Annotated in this window: 23 protein-coding genes; 4 read left to right on the forward strand and 19 right to left on the reverse strand. The window is 41.0% G+C overall.

The window, feature by feature from the left end; translation table 11 throughout:
- Positions 1 to 22 precede the first annotated feature (22 nt).
- The 18 genes from L6475_RS05950 to mce all read right to left on the reverse strand — a co-directional run bounded on the left by L6475_RS05950 (position 23) and on the right by mce (position 19,358).
- Positions 23 to 1,291 (reverse strand): ATP-grasp domain-containing protein, encoded by a 1,269-nt coding sequence (locus tag L6475_RS05950; RefSeq protein ID WP_237823548.1) that lies wholly within the window; start codon positions 1,289 to 1,291, stop codon positions 23 to 25.
- A gap of 2 nt (positions 1,292 to 1,293) precedes the next feature.
- Positions 1,294 to 1,908 (reverse strand): GNAT family N-acetyltransferase, encoded by a 615-nt coding sequence (locus tag L6475_RS05955; protein WP_237823551.1) that lies wholly within the window; start codon positions 1,906 to 1,908, stop codon positions 1,294 to 1,296.
- Between the two features lie 22 nt (positions 1,909 to 1,930).
- The gene (locus L6475_RS05960; RefSeq protein WP_237823553.1) at positions 1,931 to 2,893 is read right to left on the reverse strand and encodes a sugar-transfer associated ATP-grasp domain-containing protein; all 963 of its coding nucleotides are present in this window, start codon (positions 2,891 to 2,893) and stop codon (positions 1,931 to 1,933) included.
- 2 nt (positions 2,894 to 2,895) lie between these two features.
- The gene (locus L6475_RS05965) at positions 2,896 to 4,068 is read right to left on the reverse strand and encodes a CapA family protein (RefSeq protein WP_237823555.1); all 1,173 of its coding nucleotides are present in this window, start codon (positions 4,066 to 4,068) and stop codon (positions 2,896 to 2,898) included.
- On the reverse strand, positions 4,065 to 5,537 hold the full coding sequence (locus L6475_RS05970; RefSeq protein ID WP_237823557.1) for a lipopolysaccharide biosynthesis protein: 1,473 nt from the start codon (positions 5,535 to 5,537) through the stop codon (positions 4,065 to 4,067). Before L6475_RS05970 ends, L6475_RS05965 begins: the two co-directional genes overlap by 4 nt.
- Positions 5,538 to 5,985: 448 nt before the next feature.
- Positions 5,986 to 6,597: a GNAT family N-acetyltransferase gene (locus L6475_RS05975; RefSeq protein ID WP_237823559.1), complete on the reverse strand. Its 612-nt coding sequence runs from the start codon at positions 6,595 to 6,597 to the stop codon at positions 5,986 to 5,988.
- Complete coding sequence (locus L6475_RS05980) at positions 6,587 to 7,759, reverse strand: CapA family protein (protein WP_237823561.1); 1,173 nt, start codon at positions 7,757 to 7,759, stop codon at positions 6,587 to 6,589. Before L6475_RS05980 ends, L6475_RS05975 begins: the two co-directional genes overlap by 11 nt.
- Entirely contained in the window at positions 7,756 to 9,198 is a 1,443-nt protein-coding gene (locus L6475_RS05985) for a lipopolysaccharide biosynthesis protein (RefSeq protein ID WP_237823562.1), read from the reverse strand. Before L6475_RS05985 ends, L6475_RS05980 begins: the two co-directional genes overlap by 4 nt.
- A gap of 485 nt (positions 9,199 to 9,683) precedes the next feature.
- Positions 9,684 to 10,295: a GNAT family N-acetyltransferase gene (locus tag L6475_RS05990; RefSeq protein WP_237823564.1), complete on the reverse strand. Its 612-nt coding sequence runs from the start codon at positions 10,293 to 10,295 to the stop codon at positions 9,684 to 9,686.
- Between the two features lie 24 nt (positions 10,296 to 10,319).
- Positions 10,320 to 11,405, reverse strand: coding sequence for a sugar-transfer associated ATP-grasp domain-containing protein (locus L6475_RS05995; RefSeq protein ID WP_237823567.1), 1,086 nt, complete (start codon positions 11,403 to 11,405; stop codon positions 10,320 to 10,322).
- Positions 11,406 to 11,416: 11 nt separating this feature from the next.
- A complete protein-coding gene (locus L6475_RS06000; protein WP_237823570.1) occupies positions 11,417 to 12,562 on the reverse strand; it encodes a CapA family protein in 1,146 nt (381 codons plus the stop codon).
- Positions 12,563 to 12,565: 3 nt separating this feature from the next.
- Entirely contained in the window at positions 12,566 to 13,369 is an 804-nt protein-coding gene (locus L6475_RS06005; RefSeq protein ID WP_237823572.1) for a ChbG/HpnK family deacetylase, read from the reverse strand.
- A 133-nt stretch (positions 13,370 to 13,502) separates the two neighbouring features.
- On the reverse strand, positions 13,503 to 14,711 hold the full coding sequence (locus L6475_RS06010; protein ID WP_237823574.1) for an NAD(P)-dependent oxidoreductase: 1,209 nt from the start codon (positions 14,709 to 14,711) through the stop codon (positions 13,503 to 13,505).
- Positions 14,712 to 14,717: 6 nt separating this feature from the next.
- Positions 14,718 to 16,181, reverse strand: coding sequence for a lipopolysaccharide biosynthesis protein (locus tag L6475_RS06015; protein WP_237823576.1), 1,464 nt, complete (start codon positions 16,179 to 16,181; stop codon positions 14,718 to 14,720).
- A gap of 552 nt (positions 16,182 to 16,733) precedes the next feature.
- Entirely contained in the window at positions 16,734 to 17,177 is a 444-nt protein-coding gene (locus L6475_RS06020; RefSeq protein WP_237823578.1) for a biotin/lipoyl-containing protein, read from the reverse strand.
- Positions 17,178 to 17,188: 11 nt separating this feature from the next.
- A complete protein-coding gene (locus tag L6475_RS06025; RefSeq protein ID WP_237823580.1) occupies positions 17,189 to 17,338 on the reverse strand; it encodes a hypothetical protein in 150 nt (49 codons plus the stop codon).
- Between the two features lie 30 nt (positions 17,339 to 17,368).
- Positions 17,369 to 18,934, reverse strand: coding sequence for an acyl-CoA carboxylase subunit beta (locus tag L6475_RS06030; RefSeq protein ID WP_237823582.1), 1,566 nt, complete (start codon positions 18,932 to 18,934; stop codon positions 17,369 to 17,371).
- 19 nt (positions 18,935 to 18,953) lie between these two features.
- On the reverse strand, positions 18,954 to 19,358 hold the full coding sequence (gene mce / locus L6475_RS06035) for a methylmalonyl-CoA epimerase (protein ID WP_237823583.1): 405 nt from the start codon (positions 19,356 to 19,358) through the stop codon (positions 18,954 to 18,956).
- Between the two features lie 202 nt (positions 19,359 to 19,560).
- Here mce and L6475_RS06040 point away from each other — a divergent pair, with 202 nt between their 5' ends.
- The 4 genes from L6475_RS06040 to ettA are packed head-to-tail and all read left to right on the forward strand — an operon-like array spanning position 19,561 to position 24,811.
- Positions 19,561 to 21,162 (forward strand): thiamine pyrophosphate-dependent enzyme, encoded by a 1,602-nt coding sequence (locus tag L6475_RS06040; RefSeq protein WP_237823585.1) that lies wholly within the window; start codon positions 19,561 to 19,563, stop codon positions 21,160 to 21,162.
- Positions 21,159 to 21,734: an indolepyruvate oxidoreductase subunit beta gene (locus tag L6475_RS06045; protein WP_237823587.1), complete on the forward strand. Its 576-nt coding sequence runs from the start codon at positions 21,159 to 21,161 to the stop codon at positions 21,732 to 21,734. The genes L6475_RS06040 and L6475_RS06045 overlap by 4 nt, the downstream gene beginning before the upstream one ends.
- Before the next feature lie 23 nt (positions 21,735 to 21,757).
- Complete coding sequence (locus L6475_RS06050; RefSeq protein ID WP_237823589.1) at positions 21,758 to 23,068, forward strand: pyridoxal phosphate-dependent aminotransferase; 1,311 nt, start codon at positions 21,758 to 21,760, stop codon at positions 23,066 to 23,068.
- Positions 23,069 to 23,095: 27 nt separating this feature from the next.
- Positions 23,096 to 24,811 carry an energy-dependent translational throttle protein EttA gene (ettA, locus tag L6475_RS06055; RefSeq protein WP_237823591.1) on the forward strand — a complete coding sequence of 572 codons (1,716 nt, stop codon included), beginning with the start codon at positions 23,096 to 23,098 and terminating at the stop codon, positions 24,809 to 24,811.
- 47 nt (positions 24,812 to 24,858) lie between these two features.
- Here the strand turns inward: ettA and L6475_RS06060 are convergent, their stop codons facing one another.
- Positions 24,859 to 25,260 (reverse strand): 2-amino-4-hydroxy-6-hydroxymethyldihydropteridine diphosphokinase, encoded by a 402-nt coding sequence (locus L6475_RS06060; protein ID WP_237823593.1) that lies wholly within the window; start codon positions 25,258 to 25,260, stop codon positions 24,859 to 24,861.
- Positions 25,261 to 25,262: the final 2 nt, after the last annotated feature.

The following is a 25,262-nucleotide window of genomic DNA, read 5'->3' on the forward strand; positions in this document are numbered from 1 at the left end:
TAAATTATAAAACATTTTCATCTTATACTCCGAATTTCTTGACTTGTTCCTTTTCAGGAACTATCCCGTAACGAATCTTCGAATACAGTTTTGATAATTGGTTCTTGACTGGCATAAGCATTCTCTGTTTGAAAAATGCCCTCTGATATGCTTTCTGGGGTTGTGGGTCATCATTATCTTGAATGAAGTGAATATCTGCAGTCTTTATGTATCGCTGATACTCGTCCAAAGTGATATATCCATTCAACCAATCGAAAAAACACATTCGTTCATTGGTATATACTGCTTCTCCCCTAATATTTTTATTCATGTTGGGCATATCTCCACCAATAAAATATCTTACCATCATAGCAGGCAGGTTTACTCCCATTTTGGTAACCGCATAGCCAGAACCTCCGAAGCGGAGATTCATTTCACAGAAATAGATTTTACTGCCACTTTCATAGAAGTCAATGTCAAAAACGCCAACGAAACCTATTCTAAGAACTAACTGCTTGAATTTGTCTATTACTTCTTTAAAACCGTCAATTGGCATCACCTTACCTTGAAGCGCAATACCTTTGTACCTCTTAGAGATGACCAGAATCTGCATCATACCAGGTATCACCACATCCTTCCCGTCGGAGAAGCCAAGTAGAGCATATTCGGTATTTATCTCTTTGTATTGTTCAACTAAGACGTGTCCTGTTCTGGCTTTTGTCGTTATGTATTCATTGAGCGCATTTTTCAGTTCTGTTTCATTGTCACAACGATGCATTCCGGTTTTTCCTCCATTCATTGTGGCCAACGGCTTCGTATAGCAAGGGTAAGCGATGTCATCGGGGATGAGGTATGCTCCATCTTTGATGTCAATCACTATGCCATTGGCTACATTCAGTCCCACACTTTGTGCCATGTCTTTCTGGTGAATCTTGTCCATCCAGTATGCCATAGTGCCAGAACCGTTGCAAATGTAAGGGAAAGAGAAGTGTTCAGCCAATAGATCTCGGTTATTATCTATTGCAACTACGGTGTCATCGCTGTCAGGGAACAACACAACCTTTTGCTGAGAGTCCGTACAATGTTCTAATAGAATTCTAATCAGATCTTCCTTATCTTTCCGCAAACAATAATAGACATGGCTGACGTATTTGCTGTAACAGTCAATAGGCTTTTTATTAACTGGCTTTCCGTCGCTTTTTAGCTCGGTCATCACGATGACTGTTACCTCACACCCCATCTGAGCTACTGAACGTATGATGCTCAGTCGCGAAGAATAGCTATGACCTATGATTACAACCTTTTGTTTCATTCTTATAATATTCCGAATCGCTTAACCCGTCCCTTTCCAGGAACCATTTTGTAACGAGTCTTTTGTTTGAATTTGGATAAATGGAATTTCAATTTGATATACCATGAGGGATAAGGACAACCATCTAACCATTTAGCACGGACTATATTGAAATGATCTTTGTATGCCTTGCATTCAACAAAATGATAGCCCTCTTGCTTCGATATTTTTAACATTCTGGCATTATGTTCATTTGTATCTCGCGTAATAACGCTAATTCCCATATTTAGAGCAGTAGATTCTGCTACTTTATACATTGAACGATATATACCTTTACCGCTATAATCGGGAAGTACTGCTCCAAAACAGAGATAACCATACGTTCCTTTATTATACCATTTGTTTCCTTTTTTGATTTTCAATGCTAACGTACCTACTACATTCTGCCCATCCAATGCAATAAACATTTTACCATTTTTCTCCACCCTCCTTTTTATTTCTTCTCCTGCAAGGGATGGGTATGACATAATCACACCTTTTTCTCTGTTCTGGGCATGAGCCTTCCAGAGGACGTTATGTATTTCATCCCACGACACCCAATCAGGCTTTTCAACAATACTGATTATAGGATTATCCATTTTTTCCGATTTAAAAAGTCCTTTATTTATATGACATCATCTCTTTATATAAACCATGATTCATGTTTAGTGAATCGAATATCACACCGGGACCTTGGTTTCCTTCTATCAAGATGGGGCCGTCATTTGTTATCGCTACATCCCATCCCACAAATCTTATCTGTGGAAGCCTTTTAGCTGCTTCTTTAACAAATTCTACGGCTTGCTGCCAAAAAGGTATCTCCCTGCCTAACATATAGATTTCTGACCCTGGGTGTATGAATACTTGTTGGCCTAAAGAATTGGTCACACCAGGACCATTTATTCTCCCATACTGAAGGTCAATGGGGTATATTACTCCGCCAGCACAAAAATTATCGACAAGGGAATCCCCCGTGCCACACCTTAGTGCAGTTTTTAGAAGATGTACTTCTCCAGAGGTGTCCATGATGGTCATCATACGAAGTGTATTGACAGACTTGTTGTTAAAACACATCATAGGGTGCTGGTTTATTATTTCCTCAAATATGTAATCCTTGCCCGCGTATTGCAATAATATCTCCTTTTCGTCTTTATACAGTTCTTGGATACCCTTGCCTTTAGAGCCATCGGAAGGCTTTACCAAACAACGGCCTGTTCTTTTTACAAAATCCTCAAGCTCTGAAACGGAAGCGGTCTTACAGTCTATCCAGTTACGTTTAATGAATTCGGCAAAATGTTTGTTGAATTCCACTTTGTTTTTCAGTAAATGATTATTCTTCCTATCATTATATCTTGCCTTAACTTTACCAATACGTTTCTTTGTGTATGTTTCATCTCTATCAAATGAACGGAGTTTGAAAAAGCCTCCCTCATAATATTGGAGCGGACTGCATCCATATCTAATTAAACAATACATACAATCAATCCAATGGTATAGAAATGAACAACCAGTGAGTGCAGAAACCCTTTTAGCTGTGCTGACACTCTCTTTCAAATCTTTTCGTGAGGGTTTGTAGAATTCCATAGTTATTTTTGTGATAAATATCTTTTTTTGACAATATAATTCCAAACAAAGCGCATATCTTCTTGCCTCCTATCTTGGTTTACAACAGTCTGGTTAATTAATATTTGTTGTTTCGTATAAGTATTCAAAAGATTATCTTTATAACGCTTAGGAAAGAGCCTAAGCATCATGCGATTCCATCTGCTGTTTCCTTTAAATGCCATCAAATACTTATTCATGATATCGGCTGCTTTAACACGCTCGTATTCAGAACATATTAGTTCTTCATTATCAATTTGGCTACTTCGCTCCTCAAAATCATTTAAACTCTGGTCTGCAGCATATCGTAATAAATCTTGATTGGTAACACAAATCTTATGTTTTTTTATTTCTACTGACTTTTCCTTTTCTCTAAAACATATTTCTACCACCAAACCTTCCCTTGTCATCTTTTTTGTGTATTGTCTTGCGAAAAAGAAATTTCCTTGCCCATATAACAAGTATGCACCATTATAGAATTCCTCACATCCTATGCAATGGGTATGTTGAGCTGTTATAAAATCAGCACCACAATCAGCCATCCTGTGAAACCGTCTCCTAACCATCGGAGTTGGATATGGAAGATACTCAGCGCCACCATGGTATATAACTATAACATAATCATGTTTTTGTTTAAGTTCTTTAAGTTCATTGCATACGATGTATTCATCATACAAGTTCACACCCGCTGTATGCTCATCTGGAATATTAAAGAAAGTCTCTGAAACATTGTAAATACACACCCTTTCCCCACCTAATGTCAGGCTTATATGTGTCTTTATACTGTTTGAGTCTTTACCAGAACCGACATGTTGTATCCTTGCAGTTTCCAAGCACCCGATTGTATCGAGAAACCCCTTTTTTCCATAATCCATGATATGGTTATTTGCTAATGCTATTGCATCAACCCCTAAACCTTTAATACCTTTAACTGTTGAAATAGGAGCGTTTAGGACAGGGCCTACTTTTTCCTGCTGTTCAACAGCATCGGTCAAAGGACCTTCAAGATTGACAATGGAGAAATCTGCCTCTGCGAACAGGCTGCATATCTCTTTGCCGAAGAGCTGTTGAGCATCGCCCTCTTCAAATAGCGGAATATTTGTTGCGTTGGGCAGCAAATCACCACCTATGATTATTCGAAATGTCTTATCTTTCATCTTCTTGAGAACTTTTTTTTGATTTTAGAAAACATGGGGGTAACTATACTCTTGGTATATATAAATGCTTCCGGTTTAAATAGTAAAGACCAACCTGCGTAGGCGATAATGTATATAAACAATTTGACAAGTCCGTCAAGATAGATTGAAAAATGGCACAACTCTGCCGTTTCATAGCTCACAGCAGCAGCTACAACCGCAGATACCATAATAGGCACGATGTCCATCAGCTGTTTCCACCATTTATATCCCACATGTTTGGAGACCAAGGATATATTCACAAAATAGGAGAACCATGTGTTCAACACCATGCCTATTAAAAGGCCGTTAATTCCAAATAAAGCCAATCCTCCCACTACGAAGCCTATTCCTATTGTTCGTTTAATGACTGTCCATACAAACATCATCTTACTTTTTCCAATGGCCGCAATCGATTGAAGATTGACTGACTGTAAACAATATGCCAATCCGGCGATGCATAGCACCTGAAAATAAGGGACACTGGGGAGCCAGCGTTCAGAATAGAGAAAAAGAAAGATGGGCTTGGCACACAGCAGGAGAAGGAACATCAGCGGGAAAGTTATGTATGCAAGAGTCATTGTAAGCCGCTTAATCATGTTTCCCAGTTTCTCCTTATCATCTTGCACTTCTGCATATAAGGGATAAGTGACTTGTGTCAAAACCTGCGAGATACTCGTAGATGCAAGTTTCTCCGTCCCCTGTGCTTTGGAGTAATATCCCATAATTGCAGGATTATACATCTTACCTATAAGAAGTCCTTGAAGCTGCTGTCCGAATTGATTGAGAAGATGTGTCAGGAACATATAAAACCCAAAGCTGAACAACTCGCGGAAGGACTGCCAAGAGAATGTCCAAATGGGACGCCACCTGATATAGAACCAGAAGACAAGTGCAGGGATGAAAGCCGTGAGTAGATGCTGCGCCACCAAAGCCCAAACGCCATAGCCATGGTAGGCCATGAGAATGGTGATTAGGAGGGAGGTGATCGAGGTAGTGATGGTGACAATGGAAAGGACACGAAAGTTCAGCTTCTTTCGCAATTGGTTACGCTGAATGATATTAAACGCATATATGAAGAGAACAAGCCCTTGAACTCGAAGCACGTCGCAGAGTAGTGGTATGTCGTAAAAGCGGGCTATGGCAGGAGCAGAGACATAGAGGATGGCATACATCAGGACGGCCATTCCGAGGTTCCACCAGAAGATGGTAGAGTAATCCTCCTGCGTAGGTCGTTTCTTCTGGATGAGTGCTGATCCGAATCCTCCGTCAATGAAAGCCTCGGCCAGCACCATGAAAATCATCAGCATGCCGATGCAGCCATAGTCGTATGGGGTGAGCAGACGGGCCAGTATGATACCTGAAATGAACTGGATAAACATTGTAGAATATTTCTGCAACGCTGTCCAGATCATGCCTGATGCGGCTTTTTGTTTCAGATTCTTTGCCATGATATACACTGCATGATTTTATTAATGCAAAAATGCTCTTGAGCCTCAACTTTGGAAAGAGAAAAAGATGTGAAAAGAGTTATACACAAATGTAGAAGTGCTCCTTTCAGGTTGTTGCAATTTATAGTAGATTTATTATTTAGGTTTCTTATGCACATATTACTATCTATATGGTTGTAGTAGTTGTTTCTTCAATAATGTATTTCCTGATTATTTACAGTCCGTACACTAAATATCTACTAATATTGCGACAAAATTACAAAAAAAAATCCATTTTTGTCAATTTATAATAAAAAAAATAAAGTTTTCCGTTTTTTTTGATTGGATTTTAGTGTCAATCGTATCATCACGATGACACTTACTTCACAGCCAATTTGCGCAACGGAGCGAATAATGCTCAGTCGCGAAGAGTAACTATGCCCTATGATGACTACTTTCTGTTTCATTCTTATAATATTCCGAATCGCTTAACCCGTCCCTTTCCAGGAACCATTTTGTAACGAGTCTTCAAATACAGTTTTGACAATTGAAAACGGAATTTGATGTACCAAGATGGATAAGGGCATTCGTTGAACCATTTAGCTATTACCACATTGTAATGGTCTTTGCAGGCTTTATATGCAACATATTGATAACCTTCGCGTAACTTCAATTTTAGAATTGTCTGATTATTTTCATGTGCATCACCCGTTGTTAAAGAAAGTCCTTTCCATCTGATATAATCCATTGCTGTCCTTGATAGGAGAAAGTAGGCGCGCGTTTTTCTATATTCTGGAAGCACAGTTACAAAACATTCGTATGCATATTCGCCACTCGTGAACCATTTTCGGTTATTCTTAATCAGAACAGCCCAAGTCCCAATGACTTTTTTCCCATCCAAGGCAACAAACATTTTTCCCTTGTCGCCAACGAACCGTCTTATCTCGTCACTTGACTTCGAGGGTAAGGCATTATTGATACCATTTTCTCTGTTCTCTGCATGGGACTTCCACAACACTTCACGTATTTCGTCCCACGACACCCAGTCAGGTTTCTCTATGATTTGAAAATTATTTTCCATATTGGGTATAATTGTTTAATAAATATTTCCACACATAATACATATCTTCGCTTGTACGTTCACCTTGTACAAGATTGAAATTACGAAGCATTTGGGGCAATGTGTACGTGTGTTCTGGGTGTTTTACCGAGTTTGGGAAGAGTCGTCGGGTAATTCGCCGCAAAGGATAACTGCCTTTAGCTGCAACAAGAAACATACGCATAATTTCCTCAACCTTCACCTTTGAATATTGCTCTATAATATAATCTTCGTCATTCAGGCGCTTGCTACGCTCATAAAAGGGTGTTAGGTCTTGTTTGTCATCATAGCAAAGCACATTGTCTTTAATAGTCACAATGTGATTATTAACCGAAAAGCCATTATCTGTAATGGTGATTTCTGCGATAAGTCCTTGCCTTGTAAGATTGAGATATTTTTTCTGCCTGGCAAAATGGAAGTTGCCCTGGCCATGTAACAAATAGGAACCATTGTACCATTCCTCACATCCAATGCAATGGGTATGTTGTGCCGTAATGAAATCCGCCCCACAGTCTGCCATACGATGGAAGCGTGTCCTCGTTTGTGGTGTGGGATATGGCAGATACTCCGCACCACCGTGGTAAATGACTATTATGAAATCATGCCGCTGTTTTAGCGCTTTGATTTCGTTCAAAACAATCCACTCGTCATAAACATATGCGCCAGCCATCTCTTTAGTGGGCTTATTGAAGAAAGTCTCTGATACGTTATAGACGCATATCTTTTTATCATTTATCGTGATGCTCACATGGCTGACGGGTGGAGAAGAACAACCTTTCTTTGGAGCGATGCCAACATATAGGATTCCTGCATCATTAAGTATATCAAGCGTGTCATCTATGCCTTGCTGCTGATAGTCTGTTATGTGGTTGTTGGCTAAAGCCAAAGCAGAAAGGCCAAGATTCTTAATACCGGCAATTGTAGCTTTCGGGGCTTTTATCACAGGCCCGTCTTTTTGTTGAGCTACGGTTGAATCTGTTAGCGCACCTTCAAGGTTGGCTATGGAAAAGTCTGCTTTTGCAAACATTCGGCATACTTCCTTGCCATAAAGTGCTTCGGCATCAGCCTCTTCAAACAATTTGATATTATTTTCGGAGGGGAACAAATCACCTGCTATAACTATTCTGACAGAACTGTTAATCATAATTGTTTTTTCTGTTTCCTTTTTCTGACTTTCGAAATCATTGGGTCAACGACTGACTTAAAGTATACAAAAGCTTCGGGCTTCGCCAGGAAAGACCAACCCAGATAGATGGCGGAGTAAACCAACAGTTTCAGGATGCCATCGGGATACATGTCGAGTTTCAGCAAATAGCCACAACCATAGCTAATGGCCGCAGCAACAATAGAAGCTACAGTAACCGGCATTAAGTCAAACAACTGTCTCCACCATTTGTATCCTATATGCTTCGAGACCAAACTGATATTCACAAGGTAAGCGAACCACGTGTTCAGGACCACACCTACCAGAAGTCCTTTCATACCCCATAAAATCAAACCACCTACAACAAAGCCAATTCCAACAATTCTTTTAAACAACGTCCATAGAAACATTGTTCTGCTTTTCCCTATTGCTGCAATAGATTGCAGATTTGCCGATTGTAGGCAATAAGCCAAACCTGCTAAACATAAAACTTGAAAATAAGGGACACTCTGTAACCAACGGTCGGAATAAAGCAAAACGAATATTGGCTTGGCGCAAAGCAAAAGAATGAACATCAATGGAAATGTGATATAAGTGAGTGTCATCGTGATGCGACGAATCATGTTGGTCAGTTTTTCCTTGTCATCCTGTGCTTCAGCATAAAGAGGATAGGTTACTTGGGTCATCACACTACTAATGGAAGTGGAGGCAAGTTTTTCGGTTCCGTCTGCTTTGGAATAATAACCCATAGTAGATGCAGTGTAAAATCTGCCAATTAACAGACCCTGCAATTGTTGCCCGAAGCGATTGACTAAATGGGTCAGGAACATATAGATGCCAAAACTAAACAGTTCCCGAAATGACTTGACAGAAAAAGTCCAAATGGGCCTCCACTTGATGTAAAACCAGAATATGAGGGCAGGAATGGCGGCAGTAATAATATTCTGGGTTACCAACGCCCAGACACCGAAGCCATGATAGGCCATGAGAATGGTTATAATCAGGGCAGAAATGGACGTTGTAATGGTAACGATGGCAAGAAACTTAAAGTTCATCTTCTTGTGCAACTGGTTCCTCTGGATGACATTAAAAGCATAGATGAATAATATCACTCCCTGCACACGGAGGACATCGCACAAGAGCGGAATATTGTAGAAACGAGCAATAGCAGGGGCGCTGACATAGATAATGGCATAGAGTAATACCGACATACCGACGTTGAACCAAAAGATGGTAGAATAGTCCTCTTGTGTAGGTCGCTTCTTTTGTATCAGGGCAGAACCGAAACCTCCATCGATAAATGCTTCGGCCAACACCATAAATATCATCAGCATACCGATGCAACCATAGTCAAATGGTGTGAGCAGGCGCGCCAAGATGATGCCGGAAATAAACTTGATGAACATTGTAGAATATTTCTGCAACACTGTCCAGATCATGCCTGATGCGGCTTTTTGTTTAAGATTCTTTGCCATGATATACACTGCATGATTTCATTAATGCAAAAATGCTCTTGAGCCTCAACTTTGGAAAGAGAAAAAGATGTGAAAAGAGTTGTACACAAATGTAGAAGTGCTCCTTTCAGGTTGTTGCAATTTATAGTAGATTTATTATTTAGGTTTCTTATGCACATATTACTATCTATATGGTTGTAGTAGTTGTTTCTTCAATAATGTATTTCCTGATTATTTACAGTCCGTACACTAAATATCTACTAATATTGCGACAAAATTACAAAAAAAAATCCATTTTTGTCAATTTATAATAAAAAAAAATAAAGTTTTCCGTTTTTTTTGATTGGATTTTAGTGTCAATCGTATCATCACGATGACACTTACTTCACAGCCAATTTGCGCAACGGAGCGAATAATGCTCAGTCGCGAAGAGTAACTATGCCCTATGATGACTACTTTCTGGTTCATTCTTATAATATTCCGAATCGCTTAACCCGTCCCTTTCCAGGAACCATTTTGTAACGAGTCTTTTGTTTGAATTTGGATAAATGGAATTTCAATTTGATATACCATGAGGGATAAGGACAACCATCTAACCATTTAGCACGAACTATATTGAAATGATCTTTGTATGCTTTACATTCTACAAAATGATAACCTTCTTGCTTTGATATTTTAAGCATTCTGGCATTATGTTCATTTGTATCTCGCGTAATAACGCTAATTCCCATATTTAGAGCAGTAGATTCTGCTATTTTGTACATTGAACGATATATACCTTTACCGCTATAATCGGGAAGTACTGCGCCAAAACAGAGATAACCATACGTTCCTTTATTATACCATTTGTTTCCTTGTTTTATTATTAATGCTAAAGTTCCTATTACATGTTGCCCCTCAAGTGCAAGATACATTTTGCCATTATTCTCTACTCTTTTTTTTATTTCATCTCCTGTAAGTGAAGGGTATGACATAAAAACGCCATTCTCACGATTTTTCTCATGAGCTTTCCAAAGGACTTGATGTATCTCGTCCCATGATACCCATTCAGGCTTTTCTATAATATTAATCTCCGTATTCATTTCTATATTTCTGAGCGATATTTATTAATCTGGATATTTCGTATTTGGCCTCAGCCATAGTTCACGAATAATCCTTTCAGTATATTCACCCAACCCGGAACCAAAGGCCGACTGACTTAATCCTGGTTTAGTATTAAATTCAATTAATATAGGTTCGCCATTCTCCTCTATAGCCACATCCCATCCAATGATATGGAAAAATGGCAGCCTATAATGCAACCTCTTCACAAATTCTATTGCTTTATCATACGAAGGTATTTGATAGCCTTCTAAACGAATCCCCGTATCAGTCTCTTCAATATTATCACTACCAACCTTCCCATAAGAGAATTTTCCTAATTTACCATCCGAACTAATTGTCGTACTTAATCCACCTGCGCTTTGATTATCTATTACTTGTCCAGACCGGCCAATTCGGACTACAGAATAGATAATCAACACTTCCATCCCTGAGCGATATGAAAGGATTCGCAAAGTGTTCAGAGAAGAAGGATTCAGAGCAGCCATATCCTTGTGTTGGTGAACCCTATTTTGAAGCAGAAAGTTCATCTTATATTTTTTGAACAACTGATGGATGGATTTCCCGTCTTTGTCTATAATACCATCCTTTACTGTAATAAGTTGAACACCATTGCCCTTTGATTCTCGTGAGGGCTTAATTATCACCTCATTCATATTCTGGCAGCGGAGGACGGCTTCTTCTTCAGAGACGGGCTTATCGTCATAATAATAGTAACCGTTGATATTTTTTAGAAATGAATGCACGATATTTTCACCAGGGAAAAGCAACTCGGTGAAATTTTTGTCCGCAAAAAATGGAGATAATTTTTGGTCATTCGCCTTGGGTAACAAATCGCACAAATACAATGTTGAAGGAATGTAATACTTAGAAAAAATTCCATTACGGGAATAGAAATATTCATGTCCATACAAAGGTATCTTTTTCCCTATAACACTGAGATAAAAATCTTGTATCTCCTTTTTCTGCTCTTTTGTTAATTTGCGACGCTCATTGAGATATTTGAATTTTCGGGTTATCTCATGTTTTTTTTGTCGCATTTCAAGATATTTGTGAATCTTTACTATCAGCTTTTTTAATAATTTTGACATAATAATATAGGTTATTTGTTGCTATTACGTTTCAAAGTCTGCATAAGCAAGGCCCTTCTTGCATCATGCGTAAGAAGTCTTAGCAGACGATTGTCGTTTGTAAAATCTTTTCCCACCAGCCTGCTTTTCCAATTATTAAACAACAGTTTTGTGCATTCCTTTATGGTTTGTGGATGAAAAACTCTATCAACGATTGACAGTTCTTTTTGACCTAGTGTTTTACAAATCTTGTTTAAATAGTTGTCATACGCATCTTTATCAGCAAGATAACGGCACAATTGTCTATTATGTTCGATTCTTTCTTTGTCAGAGTCTATTATGAGTCTGACATTGTCAACATTGCGAGTGTTCAACACTTCCCATTTGATGCTATTCTTTTCAATGGTCATCAACACACATAATCCTTCATACCAATGGGGGCAATTTGCTCTAAACTCGTAGTTTTCCTTACTGTTGAAAAGAAAGTTTCCGAGACTATAGAAAATGGGCTTGTTTTTATATATCTCCCATCCTTGAGGACAATGAGGGTGTGTTCCAATTACCCCATCTGCACCATAGTCAATAAAGTCACGATAGCGGGCGATGGTTTCAGGCAAGGGAACATCAATGTATTCAATGCCGTCATGGGGTAGAACAAACAAATAATCCGCTTCCTTTTTCGCTTCTATGATGACATGGTTCACTTTCAAGTCATTAATATAAGCACAACCCAACCCTTCGTGGTTCCTCACATTATCAAACACACCTGTATAAGCTGCGAACGATAGCGACAGAAATCCTATCTTTAGTCCGTTTGTCTCGCAGACCTTGATTTTATATGCTTCATCGTATGTTCCTGCACCAAACGATTGATTCCCTAAAGCGGATTTGGTTTTCTTGAACCCTTCCTCACCCCAGTCAAAGGCGTGATTATTTGCTAATTGGAATAGATTAAAGCCAATACTACGCAGGAAATTAGGAGCATCGTCATTTTGGAAGAACCTTTCTCTCACTTGAGGAGGCAATGCACCACTTGGTTTAAGCGGGACTTCAAAGTTCACCACCTTCAAATCGCACGATTGAATCAAACATTTCAATTCATCAGACACAGTGATTCGTGATGTTGACGGTTTTGAACAGAAATCTCCTGCGAAAAATATTCTAATTTGCTTATTCATTAGTTATCGTTTTTTAAAGGAATCCTCCCATGATAAGAACTCTATACCTCCTAACTCTTTCAGCATTTGAATTTGTTTCATCATTGGCTGACGTTCATGTTTAAAATAAGATGGACTGTCATCTAAAAATACACCATCCTTATAATTCGGATGACAATATAATTCAACGACATTATACTGCTTAAAGGAATCTCTTTTTGAGAGGAAATAATCGATATTTGTCGCTGGTATAGATTTTACTAAATGATTCCAACTTAAAAATCTATAAATTTTGAATCTTCGTTTGTTCATTTGATGTAATCCCCAATATCGAACGGACTCAATCTTGTATTTTCGTGTAAAAAGGTTTAAGGCAACGGCTACCGACCATGTCAGATTATACCATAAATGAAAGTCCACATGCTTATAGTCAGCCTTTCCTTCAGTAACTTCATTGAATTTCTTATACTGTGCAACCAACTCATCATAGACTAGCCTCCATTTCCTGATGCAGGAAAACTCTTTTGGCAATCCATGATACTTCAAAAACTTCTGGTCTTTGCAGAAAAATGGGTCTTTTCTCATCGCCTCAGTCAGGGGAGCATCTTCGGAACCTTCTTGCAGTAGGTTGGCAGATAAGTTGAAATGGAGGTGCAACTTGTCCATATACTTCCCCGCTTTAGCAAGTTCTATGGCCTCAGGTAGATATTTTCCTGTAACAATCAGTCCGGCAGAACAAATCAAACCTTGTGTGAAGGAGTCATTAATAGCTTGATTTCGTCTAGGACTTTTTCCGAAATCATCAGCATTGATTATTATTCGAACCATAAAATGCTTATGTTTAGACTATTTGTTAAAAATACTTGATCGACATATTTAGATTTATATCGAATCATGGACAGGCATTTGCGTAACCTTCTCCAATATGTGAATACTTTCCCCAGCATTTTTTAGCTATTGACTAACGGCCTTCAGCAAAATCTTGCAGATACTCAAATCTATGAGTCAGTTGCCCTTTTTCCAAAATCGTTGAACGGTCAATCACATCGGAATGCTCACCTTTAAGCAAGGGTTTGAAAACGTACTCTGTCAACATCTCTCCAAAATACTCACTGGCATCGATTGCCAGAGCGTTGGGACAAGTGTCAACAGCCATTACCGTAATATTATCCTTAGACGAGAAGGGCAACTCTTCCTTATGAGTTATGGGATTGAAGTCATAATACGGTTCAGCATGGGTAGCAGGTCTGATGGTTGACTTAATACTTCCACAAATGTCACAGGTGACGTCACCAATCATTTTAATAGGCAACTGGTTTTTGATAAAGTCTTCCTGTTCAAGATAAACGGGGGCTTTGGGATCCCAAAAATGACAAGAAATGAAAATGTCAGTATGCTTTGCATATTTTATAAAATCACTTTCATATTCTTCGGGATTATTGCGGAAATCGCTCCGATTGAATGGCTTGCCATCTTTTCGTTTCACCAGCTCATCGACAGATGCCTGGTAAAAAGAAAGCATGTTTACAGGCTCGTCACTCATAAACTGCGCGTATGTCAGTTCCTGAGCACGGCATTCGCGCATCCCATAAGTAGCGCCCTGAGCTACACGTCCATTACCTGTAATCAGAATCTTCACCTTTGGCAACTGTGCTGTAGCCAAGATAGTACGCATCTGAGCCAACGTGAACTTACGGTCTGGGTTGGGGAGTAATACACAACCTTCACGGAGAAGATAGCCACGCAAAGTATAATAAACGCCAACCACACCAGCCCACCAACCAAATGCACAGACACGCTCACTATTCTCATCGACAAGATACTCATAGTCAGAAAAGGTAAGATTCTTTGCCAGCATAGACTGAAGCAACGGGCGATTATAATCCTGCATCTTGGCTATATGGGCGAAGAAAAAATAATGCTTGTCCGGAATAAGACTCTCAATCTTTGCTTCTTTGATACCGAAAAGAATGTCTGCATCGCTAATATCATCCTGCACCTGGACACCTTCTGCACGATAGTCCTCATCGGTGAAAGCACGGATGTCGCTGGATTGGACAACAATTCTGTGCTGAGGATACTGTTTATTCAGTTCAGCCACTTGCTTAGGAGTAAGTGCCACGCGATTGTCCACAGGGGTCTTGGTTTCTTTGATTAAAGCTATTCTCATCGTATTTTAGTCTTTCTTCTTCCAGATTTTAAACTTTGAGGGAATAATAGTTAGAAAATAGGAGTATGCTTCTGGCTTAAATACCAAAGACCAACTTATATATAATATCACATAGACAGCTAACTTTACAATGCCATCGGGATACATATCCAAATTTAACAGAAAGCCAACACCAAAACTGACAAATGCGGCTAGTAATGAAACTATCGTGACAGGTAAAATATCCAAAATCTGATTGTACCATTTGTATCCAATATATTTTGACACCAAACTGATATTGACAAACCAAGAGAACCAATAATTAAATACGACACCTGCCAATAGGCCTTTCATGCCAAAACAGACTAATCCAGAAACAACGATTCCTATGCCAACGATTCGCTTAAACATTGTCCAAAAAAACATCTCTTTGCTTTTCCCGATGGCTGCAATAGATTGCAAGTTGACCGACTGCAAGCATCCTGCCAGACCTGCTATACATAAGATCTGAAAATAAGGGACACTCTGCAGCCAACGGTCAGAATAAAGCAAGACGAATATAGGCTTGGCGCAAAGCAAAAGAATGAACATCAATGGAAATGTTACATAAGAAAGCGTCATCGTAATGCGACGAATCATGTTAGACAGTTTTTCCTTGTCATCTTGAACTTCGGCATAAAGAGGATAAGTCACTTGGGTCATCACTACACTAATGGAAAGGGAGGCAAGTTTTTCGGTCCCCGCTGCTTTTGAATAATAGCCCATAGTGGATGCATTGTAAAATTTGCCGATTAGTAACCCCTGCAATTGTTGCGCAAAGCGATTGGCCAAATGAGTCAGGAACATGTAGAACCCAAAGCCAAATAACTCCTTAAATGATTGCCACGAAAATGTCCAAATGGGACGCCACTTAATGAAAAACCAAAAAACGAAGGCTGGGATGGCCGCCGATATCAGATTAGATGCTACCAATGCCCAAACACCAAACCCCTTGTAAGCCATGAAAACAGTCACCACTAATGTAATTAGAGCTGTAGTTATTGTGACAATAGAGAGTACTTTGAAATTCAACTTTTTCTTAAGCTGATTTTTCTGGATGACATTTAAGGCATAGATAAACAATATGAGTCCTTGCACGCGAAGTACATCGCACAGGAGCGGAATATTGTAGAAACGAGCAATAGCAGGGGCGCTGACATAGATAATGGCATAGAGTAATACCGACATACCGACGTTGAACCAAAAGATGGTAGAATAGTCCTCTTGTGTAGGTCGCTTCTTTTGTATCAGGGCAGAACCGAAACCTCCATCGATAAATGCTTCGGCCAACACCATAAATATCATCAGCATACCGATGCAACCATAGTCAAATGGTGTGAGCAGGCGCGCCAAGATGATGCCGGAGATAAAATGGATGATCATTGTAGAATATTTCTGCAACGCCGTCCAGATCATGCCTGATGCGGCTTTTTGTTTAAGATTCTTTGCCATGATATACACTGCATGATTTCATTAATGCAAAAATGCTCTTGAGCCTCAACTTTGGAAAGAGAAAAGATGTGAAAAGAGTTATACACAAATGTAGAAGTGCTCCTTTCAGGTTGTTGCAATTTATAGTAGATTTATTATTTAGGTTTCTTATGCACATATTACTATATGGTTGTCGTAGTTGTTTCTTCAATAATGTATTTCCTGATTATTTACAGTCTGTACACTATTTGACTACTAATATTTGGCAAAAATACAAAAAAAATATATATATGCCAAATAATCATATAAAAACTCGACGGCTTGAATATTAAAAATTGGAATTAGTAGTACCTCTCGTATGGATTGGAGGCACCTTTCATATAGATTTGAAGCACCTTTCGTATAGATTGGAGGCACCTTTCATATAGATTTGAAGCACCTTTCGTATAGATTGGAGGCACCAATCATATAGGGAGTGACCAGGACAAAAAAATAGCTGTTCCGTTAGAGGAAACAGCTATTTTATTAGAGATTCTTGAATAATAAGGTACTTTGTTGTACCTTGAGTTGAAATTACTCAATGAAAATGAGGGCGTCGTCTTCCATCACACTCTCGCCAACTTTTACGCAAATGGCGGTTACCTTTCCTGCTTTTTCAGCCTCAAGGTTGTTGGCCATCTTCATGGCCTCAAGTACGACAACAGTGTCGCCTACCTGAACTTCATCGCCTACAGCAACTTTGATGTCGGTGATGACACCGGGTAGGGGAGCCTTGACCGCAGTACCGGTTCCTGCTGCTGCCTTGGTAGCATTTTCTGCAGAGGCATTTGAGTCTCCCTCAGAAGATGATACTGGAGCTTTGCCCAAAACCGGTTTCTTCTTCTCAGGCTCGGCGGGTTTCTCTAATTCAACTTTAAAGTCTTCACCGTTCACGTTTACGGTTACGACGCAATCCTCGATATCGCCTACGGCAACTTCGTATTTTGTGCCGTTGATAGTATATTTATACTCTTTCATTCTGATTCGATTTATGGGTGTGCTGTCATTGTCTGTGCATAGCCATTCCACTGAGTGGGGCGCTCGACAATCGTGATGATGCCTGGCTCCACATCGTGAACATTATTGCCAAGATGCTCGTGAAGAGCCATAGCAATAGCAGCATATACTTCTTTGTTCATAATTATCAATTGTCAATTGTCAATTATCAATTACATAGGGATGTTTCCGTGCTTCTTGGCAGGCAGAGCATCACGCTTGGTTGCTAACTGGGCTAATGCACGACAGATGCGGAAGCGTGTGTTGCGTGGCTCAATCACATCATCGATATAACCATATTTGGCTGCCTGATAAGGATTGGCGAAGAGCTCGTTGTACTCTTCCTCCTTCTCAGCAATGAATGCCTTTACGTCTTCGCCAGCTTCCTTCTTGGCTTTCGCCTCCTTGGCATACAACACAGCTGCTGCGCCAGATGCGCCCATTACGGCAATCTCGGCAGAAGGCCATGCGTAGTTCAGGTCGGTGTGAAGTTGCTTAGAACCCATCACAATGTGTGAGCCACCGTATGACTTGCGCAGGGTAACGGTGATCTTGGGTACTGTGGCTTCACCGTAAGCGTAAAGCAATTGGGCACCGTGAAGAATTACGGCGTTGTACTCCTGACCTGTACCAGGCAGGAATCCGGGAACGTCAACCAAAGATACGATAGGAATATTGAAAGCATCGCAGAAACGAACGAAACGTGCACCCTTGCGGCTGGCGTTTACGTCGAGCACACCAGCATAACAAGCGGGCTGGTTGGCTACGATACCTACGCTCTGTCCATTGAAGCGAGCAAAACCAACGATAATGTTCTTGGCAAACTTAGGCTGTACTTCGAAGAATTCGCCATTATCGGTGATAGCAGCGATAACTTTGTACATATCATAAGCCTCGTTGGGATTCTCAGGGATAATCTCATTCAATGAATCCTCCATGCGATTGATAGGATCATCGCATTTCTTGCGGGGGGCTACCTCCATGTTGTTTGAAGGAATATAGCTAAGGAGGGTCTTAATCATCTGAAGACCTTCTTCTTCTGTCTTGGCGGTGAAATGGGTAACACCTGACTTGGTCGCATGAACTGATGCTCCGCCAAGGTGTTCCTGATCAATGTCCTCGCCTGTTACGGTCTTAACAACTTTTGGACCTGTGAGGAACATATATGAGGTGCCTTCCATCATCAGGGTGAAGTCGGTCAGGGCAGGGCTATATACAGAACCACCGGCACAAGGACCAAAGATACCTGAAATCTGAGGAATAACACCTGAAGCGAGAATGTTGCGCTCGAAAATCTCGGCGAAACCTGCCAGTGAGTTAATACCTTCCTGAATACGTGCGCCACCAGAATCGTTGATGCCAATGACGGGGGCTCCCATCTTCATGGCCATATCCATCACTTTGCAGATTTTCTGGGACATGGTCTCAGAGAGCGAACCAGCATGTACGGTGAAGTCTTGTGCAAAAACAAATACCAAACGGCCTTCGATGGTACCGCTACCGGCTACGACACCGTCGCCAGGAAATTGTTTCTTCTCCATGCCGAAATTGTGGCAACGGTGCTCCTTGAACATGTCGTATTCCTCGAATGAACCTTCATCGAGGAGCATGTCAATACGTTCGCGTGCCGTATATTTGCCACGCTCGTGTTGCTTCTGAATGGCTTTTTCGCCACCACCGAGACGGGCCTGTTCGCGCTTCTCGATGAGCTGCTTAATTTTTTCTAATTGTTTGCTCATTTTTTTATTGTAAAAAAAATTAGTGTTCACAAAGTTCTGTCAGCACACCTGCTGTTGACTTGGGATGCAGGAAAGCGATGTTCAACTGCTCTGCACCTTTACGTGGCTGCTGGTCAATGAGTCGGACACCCTTTTCGCTTACTTCAGCCAACGCATTTGCTACTCCGTCTTCGATACAGAAAGCTACATGGTGTACACCTTTATTTCCTTTGTCTAACCATTTCTGAATAGTACTCTCAGGACTTGTGGGCTCGAGAAGTTCCAACTTTACCTCACCGCACTTCAAGAAAGCTGTTTTTACTTTCTGGTCTTCCACTACCTCGGTGGCATAACATTCTAATCCCAATACGTCTGTAAAGAATGGCAGACTCTCTTCGATACTCTGAACAGCAATGCCCAGGTGCTCAATGTGTGATATCTTCATAATCTGTAAGTTTTTTGTACAAAAGTTTGTCTGTTATTTGAATTCGAGCGGCTGCAAAGTTAAGAATTATTTCCAATCTGAACAAATGTTTCTTTGTTTTGTTTGTGAAACAAACCTAAAACTCGGACAAATTGAATGTTTTATTTGGCTGTGTAAATAATTTTATTTAATTTTGTTCGCAATAACAAAACCCCAAACTGTTATGAAAAGACTACTATTGGGCGACCAGGCAATTGCTCAGGGCGCCATTGATGCTGGGTTGAGCGGCGTTTATGCTTACCCAGGAACTCCCTCTACAGAGATTACCGAGTATATTCAAGATTCGCCTCAAGCACGAGAGCGAGGTATTCATAGTCGTTGGTCAACCAATGAAAAAACGGCTATGGAAGCAGCGCTTGGCATGTCGTTTATGGGCAAGCGTGCACTGGTGTGTATGAAGCACGTGGGATTGAATGTATGTGCTGACCCATTTGTAAATAGCGGCATGACCGGAGTTAATGGAGGTCTTGTTGTTCTTGTAGCCGATGACCCTTCAATGCACTCTTCGCAGGATGAGCAAGACTCACGATTCTATGGTAAGTTTGCCATGATTCCTACCCTTGAGCCTTCCAATCAACAGGAGGCGTACAACATGATGTCAACGGCATACGAGTTGTCTGAAACCGTAGGACTGCCCGTGCTGATGCGTGTTACTACCCGCATGGCTCATAGTCGTGCAGTGGTTGAAATAGCGGATTCGCCTCAGCCTCAGAAAGAACTGAATTATAATGCGAAGGCCAGCAACTGGGTGCTTCTGCCTGCTTTTGCCAGAAAACGCAATGATGTGGTGACTGGTCAGCAACCTCTTCTGGAGAAAATTGCTGTGGACAGTATATATAATAGGTATGAAGATGGTGCTAATCACCAACTTGGTGTTATAGCCAGTGGTATTGCCTATAATTACTTGATGGAGTGTTATCCTGACGGAAAGTGTCCTTATCCTGTGCTGAAGGTTAGTCAATATCCCTTGCCTAAGCAGCTTGTGCGCCGTATGACTGAGGAATGTGATAAGGTGCTCATTGCTGAAGAAGGACAACCCTTTATTGAAGACCAAGTGCGTGGCGTGATGCCGGGCAACGCTGATATTCTTGGACGATTGACTGGTGAATTGCCACGAACTGGTGAACTGAATCCTGACCTTTTGAAAAAGGCATTGGGACTGCCCAGTGATGAGGCATATAAGAGTTGTGAGGATGTGGCTCCACGTCCACCTGCTCTCTGTCAGGGATGTGGCCATCGTGATGTCTATACAGCGCTCAACCAAGTTTTGCTTGACTATCCAAATGCCCGTGTGTTTGGTGACATAGGATGTTATACGCTTGGTTTCCTTCCTCCGTATAAGGCTATTCATTCCTGTGTAGATATGGGCGCATCTATTACCATGGCTAAGGGCGCAAGCGATGCAGGACAGTGGCCTGCTGTTGCCATCATAGGTGACTCAACGTTTACGCATAGCGGCATGACAGGACTATTGGATGCTGCCAATGAAAATTCGAATATAGTGGTTGTCATCAGTGATAACCTGACTACGGCCATGACTGGCGGACAGGATTCAGCAGGTACAAATAAGTTTGAGGCTATCTGTCTGGCATTAGGCGTACATCCTGACCATTTGCATGTGGTGAATCCTATTCCTAAGAATTTGCCTGAGATTACTCGTATTATGAAAGAGGAAATAGAATATAAGGGTTTGAGTGTTATTATTCCTCGTAGAGAGTGCATGCAAACTTTACAACGTCACCTTAAACAGAAAAAAGCAAAATGAAGACAGATATAATTCTTTGTGGAGTAGGAGGACAGGGTATCCTCTCTATTGCAACCATTATAGGCGAGGCTGCTATGAAAGAAAATCTCTTTATCAAGCAGGCCGAAGTACATGGAATGAGTCAGCGTGGCGGTGATGTTCAATCAAACCTGCGTCTTTCCAGTACTCCTATTCATAGTGATCTTATTCCTCTAGGCGGAGCTGATGTAATCATTTCTATGGAACCCATGGAGGCTCTTCGCTATCTTCCTTTCTTGAAAAAGAATGGGTGGATTATTACCTCAAGTACACCTTTCGTTAATATTCCTAATTATCCTGATCCTGAAGTAATTAAGGCCGATTTGGAAAAATTGGGTAATGTGATAATGCTTGACATTGAGCAACAGGCAAAAGATGCAGGCGTTCCTCGTTCGGCAAATGTGATACTCTTGGGAGCCGCTCAAAAGGCACTTGGCATAGAATATGAAAAATTGGAAGATGCCATTCGTAGAGTGTTTGGACGTAAAGGAGATGCTGTGGTTGATGCTAATATTAAGGCATTGGCTATAGGAAGAGCGGAGAGCGAAAAGTAATAACTATTGGCTTCAGCTGAATTATGAAAGAGACTCCTATAAAGAAAGAGATTGTTGACCGTTTAGTGGCACAATTAGGAATACAGGATTTTGCAAAGGCTACCATTCGCGAGGTGAAGCAGGTGGCGGCTATGGCTGAGAAAGAGAGTGGGGTGGAGTATATCAAGATGGAGATGGGTATTCCTGGTCTTCCTGCAGCTCAGGTAGGCGTTGATGCTCAGATTCAGGCTCTTAAAGATGGTATTGCTCATAGTTATCCCGATATTCAAGGCTATCCTGGCCTGAAAAAAGAAGCATCGAGGTTCGTCAAGGCTTTTATCGGTATTGACATCGATGCTGAGGGGTGTGTACCAGTTACTGGTTCTATGCAAGGAACTTTCGCTTCCTTCCTCGTATGTTCTCAGTGTAATCCTCAAAAAGATACTGTACTCTTTATCGACCCAGGCTTTCCTGTTCAGAAAATGCAACTGAAGGTGATGGGGGTGAAGTTTGAGACATTTGATGTTTATGATTATCGTGGTGACAAGCTTGAAGCTAAACTTGAATCCTATCTCAGCAAGGGTAATATCTGTGCCATCGTGTATTCCAATCCGAATAATCCGGCATGGATATGTCTAAGTGAGAAGGAATTAAGCATCATCGGCACATTGGCTACAAAGTACGATGCTGTGGTGATGGAAGATCTGGCATATTTTGCGATGGACTTCCGCAAAGACCTCTCCAAGCCTTTTGAACCTCCATACCAGGCTACAGTGGCCCGATATACCGATAACTATATGTTACTCATCAGTGGCTCAAAAGCTTTTAGTTATGCTGGTGAGCGTATAGGTGTTGTTTGTATCAGTGACCAGTTGTTCCATCGCCATTACGATGCCCTCAGTTTGCGCTATGAAGGACTGCCCTTCGGACTTGTTTTCTCTACACGTATGCTATATGCACTTTCATCCGGAACCAGTCATAGTGCTCAGTATGCTTTGGCTGCACTGTTGAAGGCTGCCTCCGATGGAACTTACAATTTCCGTGACGAAATTAAAGTATATGGTGAGCGTGCCCATAAGTTGAAGGAAATTTTCCTTCGTCATGGCTTCCACGTCGTTTATGATAAAGACTTAGACGAACCGATTGCTGATGGGTTCTATTTTACGATTGGCTATAAGAATATGACAAGTGGTCAGCTGGCTCATGAACTGATGTACTATGGCGTTTCGGCTATCTGTCTGGTCACTACAGGTTCTCATCAAGAAGGCCTACGTGTATGTACTTCTTTCATTGAAGACCATCAGTACAGTCAGTTGGAGGAACGAATGGCAATCTTTGAAGCGAATAATCAGTAATTATTTTTATTCAATTTCTTTTTATTAATGGCAACAGTTGACGATAAGAAGGTAATATTCTCGATGGTTGGCGTGAGCAAAACCATTCAGCAAAATCAGAAACAAGTACTTAAAAACATATACCTAAGCTTCTTTTATGGTGCTAAGATCGGTATTATTGGCCTGAATGGTGCCGGTAAATCAACGCTGATGAAAATCATTGCAGGGCTTGACCAGCAGTATCAAGGCGAAGTGGTTTGGAGCCCTGGCTATACTGTAGGCTATTTACCACAGGATCCTCCACTGAATGAGGAAAAGTCAGTGAAGGAGAATGTGATGGAGGGCGTACAGCACGTCTATGATGCATTGGCCGAATATGATGAAATTAATGTAAAGTTTGGTATGCCTGAATACTATGAGGATCCTGATAAGATGGATAAACTCATGCAGCGTCAGGCTGAACTTCAGGATATTATTGATGCAACCGATGCATGGAATATGGACTCAAAGCTCGACCGTGCCATGGCTGCATTGAATTGTCCTCCAGGCGATTGGAGTGTAAAGAATCTCTCCGGAGGTGAACGTCGACGTGTTGCCCTCTGTCGCTTGCTTCTTCAAAAGCCTGACGTACTACTTCTTGACGAGCCTACCAACCATCTTGATGCTGAGTCTATTGACTGGTTGGAACAGCATCTTCAGCAGTATGAAGGAACGGTGATTGCTGTTACTCACGACCGTTACTTCTTGGATGATGTGGCAGAATGGATTCTTGAGCTTGATCGCGGTGAGGGAATACCCTGGAAAGGCAACTACTCTTCATGGTTGGAACAAAAATCACAGCGTTTGGCATTGGAGGAAAAGGCTGCCTCTAAGCGTAGGAAGACACTTGAACGAGAATTGGAATGGGTTCATATGGCACCCAAAGCCCGTCATGCTAAAGGTAAAGCTCGTCTGAATTCCTACGAGATGATGCTGAACGAAGAGCAGAAACAAAAGGAAGAAAAATTGGAAATTTATATTCCTAACGGTCCCCGTTTGGGTAATAAAGTGATTGAGGCTGAGCATGTGGCGAAAGCCTATGGGGAGAAAGTGCTGTTCAAGGATTTGAATTTTACACTTCCACCTAATGGTATTGTGGGCGTTATAGGTCCTAACGGTGCAGGTAAAACTACCTTGTTCAGACTGATTATGGGACTTGAACAGTCTGATGCTGGTTCGTTTAGTGTGGGTGAGACGGTAAAACTTTCCTATGTTGACCAGCAACATAAGGATATCGATCCAGAAAAGACTGTCTATCAGGTTGTTTCACAAGGCAATGAGACCATTAGAATGGGTGGCCGTGACGTGAATGTTCGTGCCTATCTGTCACGCTTCAATTTCAGTGGCGCTGACCAGGAGAAGAAATGCGGCGTGCTCTCAGGTGGTGAAAGAAACCGTCTGCATTTGGCTATAGCCTTGAAGCAAGAAGGAAATGTTCTTTTACTTGACGAGCCCACCAACGATATTGACGTGAATACACTTCGTGCTCTAGAGGAAGGCCTTGAGGCGTTTGCCGGATGTGCTGTGATTATCAGTCACGACCGTTGGTTCCTTGATCGTATCTGTACCCATATTCTTGCTTTTGAAGGAGCACAGGGAGATGCTGCAACAGGAGAGGTGTTCTTCTTTGAAGGAAACTATTCTGAATATGAAGCCAACAAAGCTGAACGTCTTGGCCTTGACGAACCGAAACGTGCGCGTTATCGTAAGTTGATGGAGGAATAATTTGTTTGATTCTGATTATGGTATCGAGAATGCTGTAATCAGAGTTTCTATAATAAAAGAGTTTTGATATATGGACGTTCCCAATCGTTGAGGTGAAAGCGTGTTGTGTCGTATTTCATGAGATCAAGATCAATTGGAACAATACCGTGACTCTTTGCCTGTGGGGTTCTTCCCATTTCCTGTTCTATCTGCTTTAAGGTCGAATTCAATTCCTCAATGGTGAGTGTAGTACGAGCGTAAAGCAATTGGTTAACATAGAGTGGGGAAGTGCAGTCATCAGTAGAATGATTGTTGTTTTCGGAGGTAGAACATTTATAAGGTTTGGTCCATATAATTTCTGTATAGTTTAAATCGAATAAAACCTGGTCAAGGCGCTTTTGCGCCTCGGCCAGGTTTTCTTGTTGTTGGCAGTTGGATGCCAATGAGAGTATGATATTATGAATATCCATCA

This window comes from Prevotella sp. E9-3 (assembly GCF_022024015.1).
Taxonomy (GTDB): Bacteria; Bacteroidota; Bacteroidia; order Bacteroidales; family Bacteroidaceae; genus Prevotella.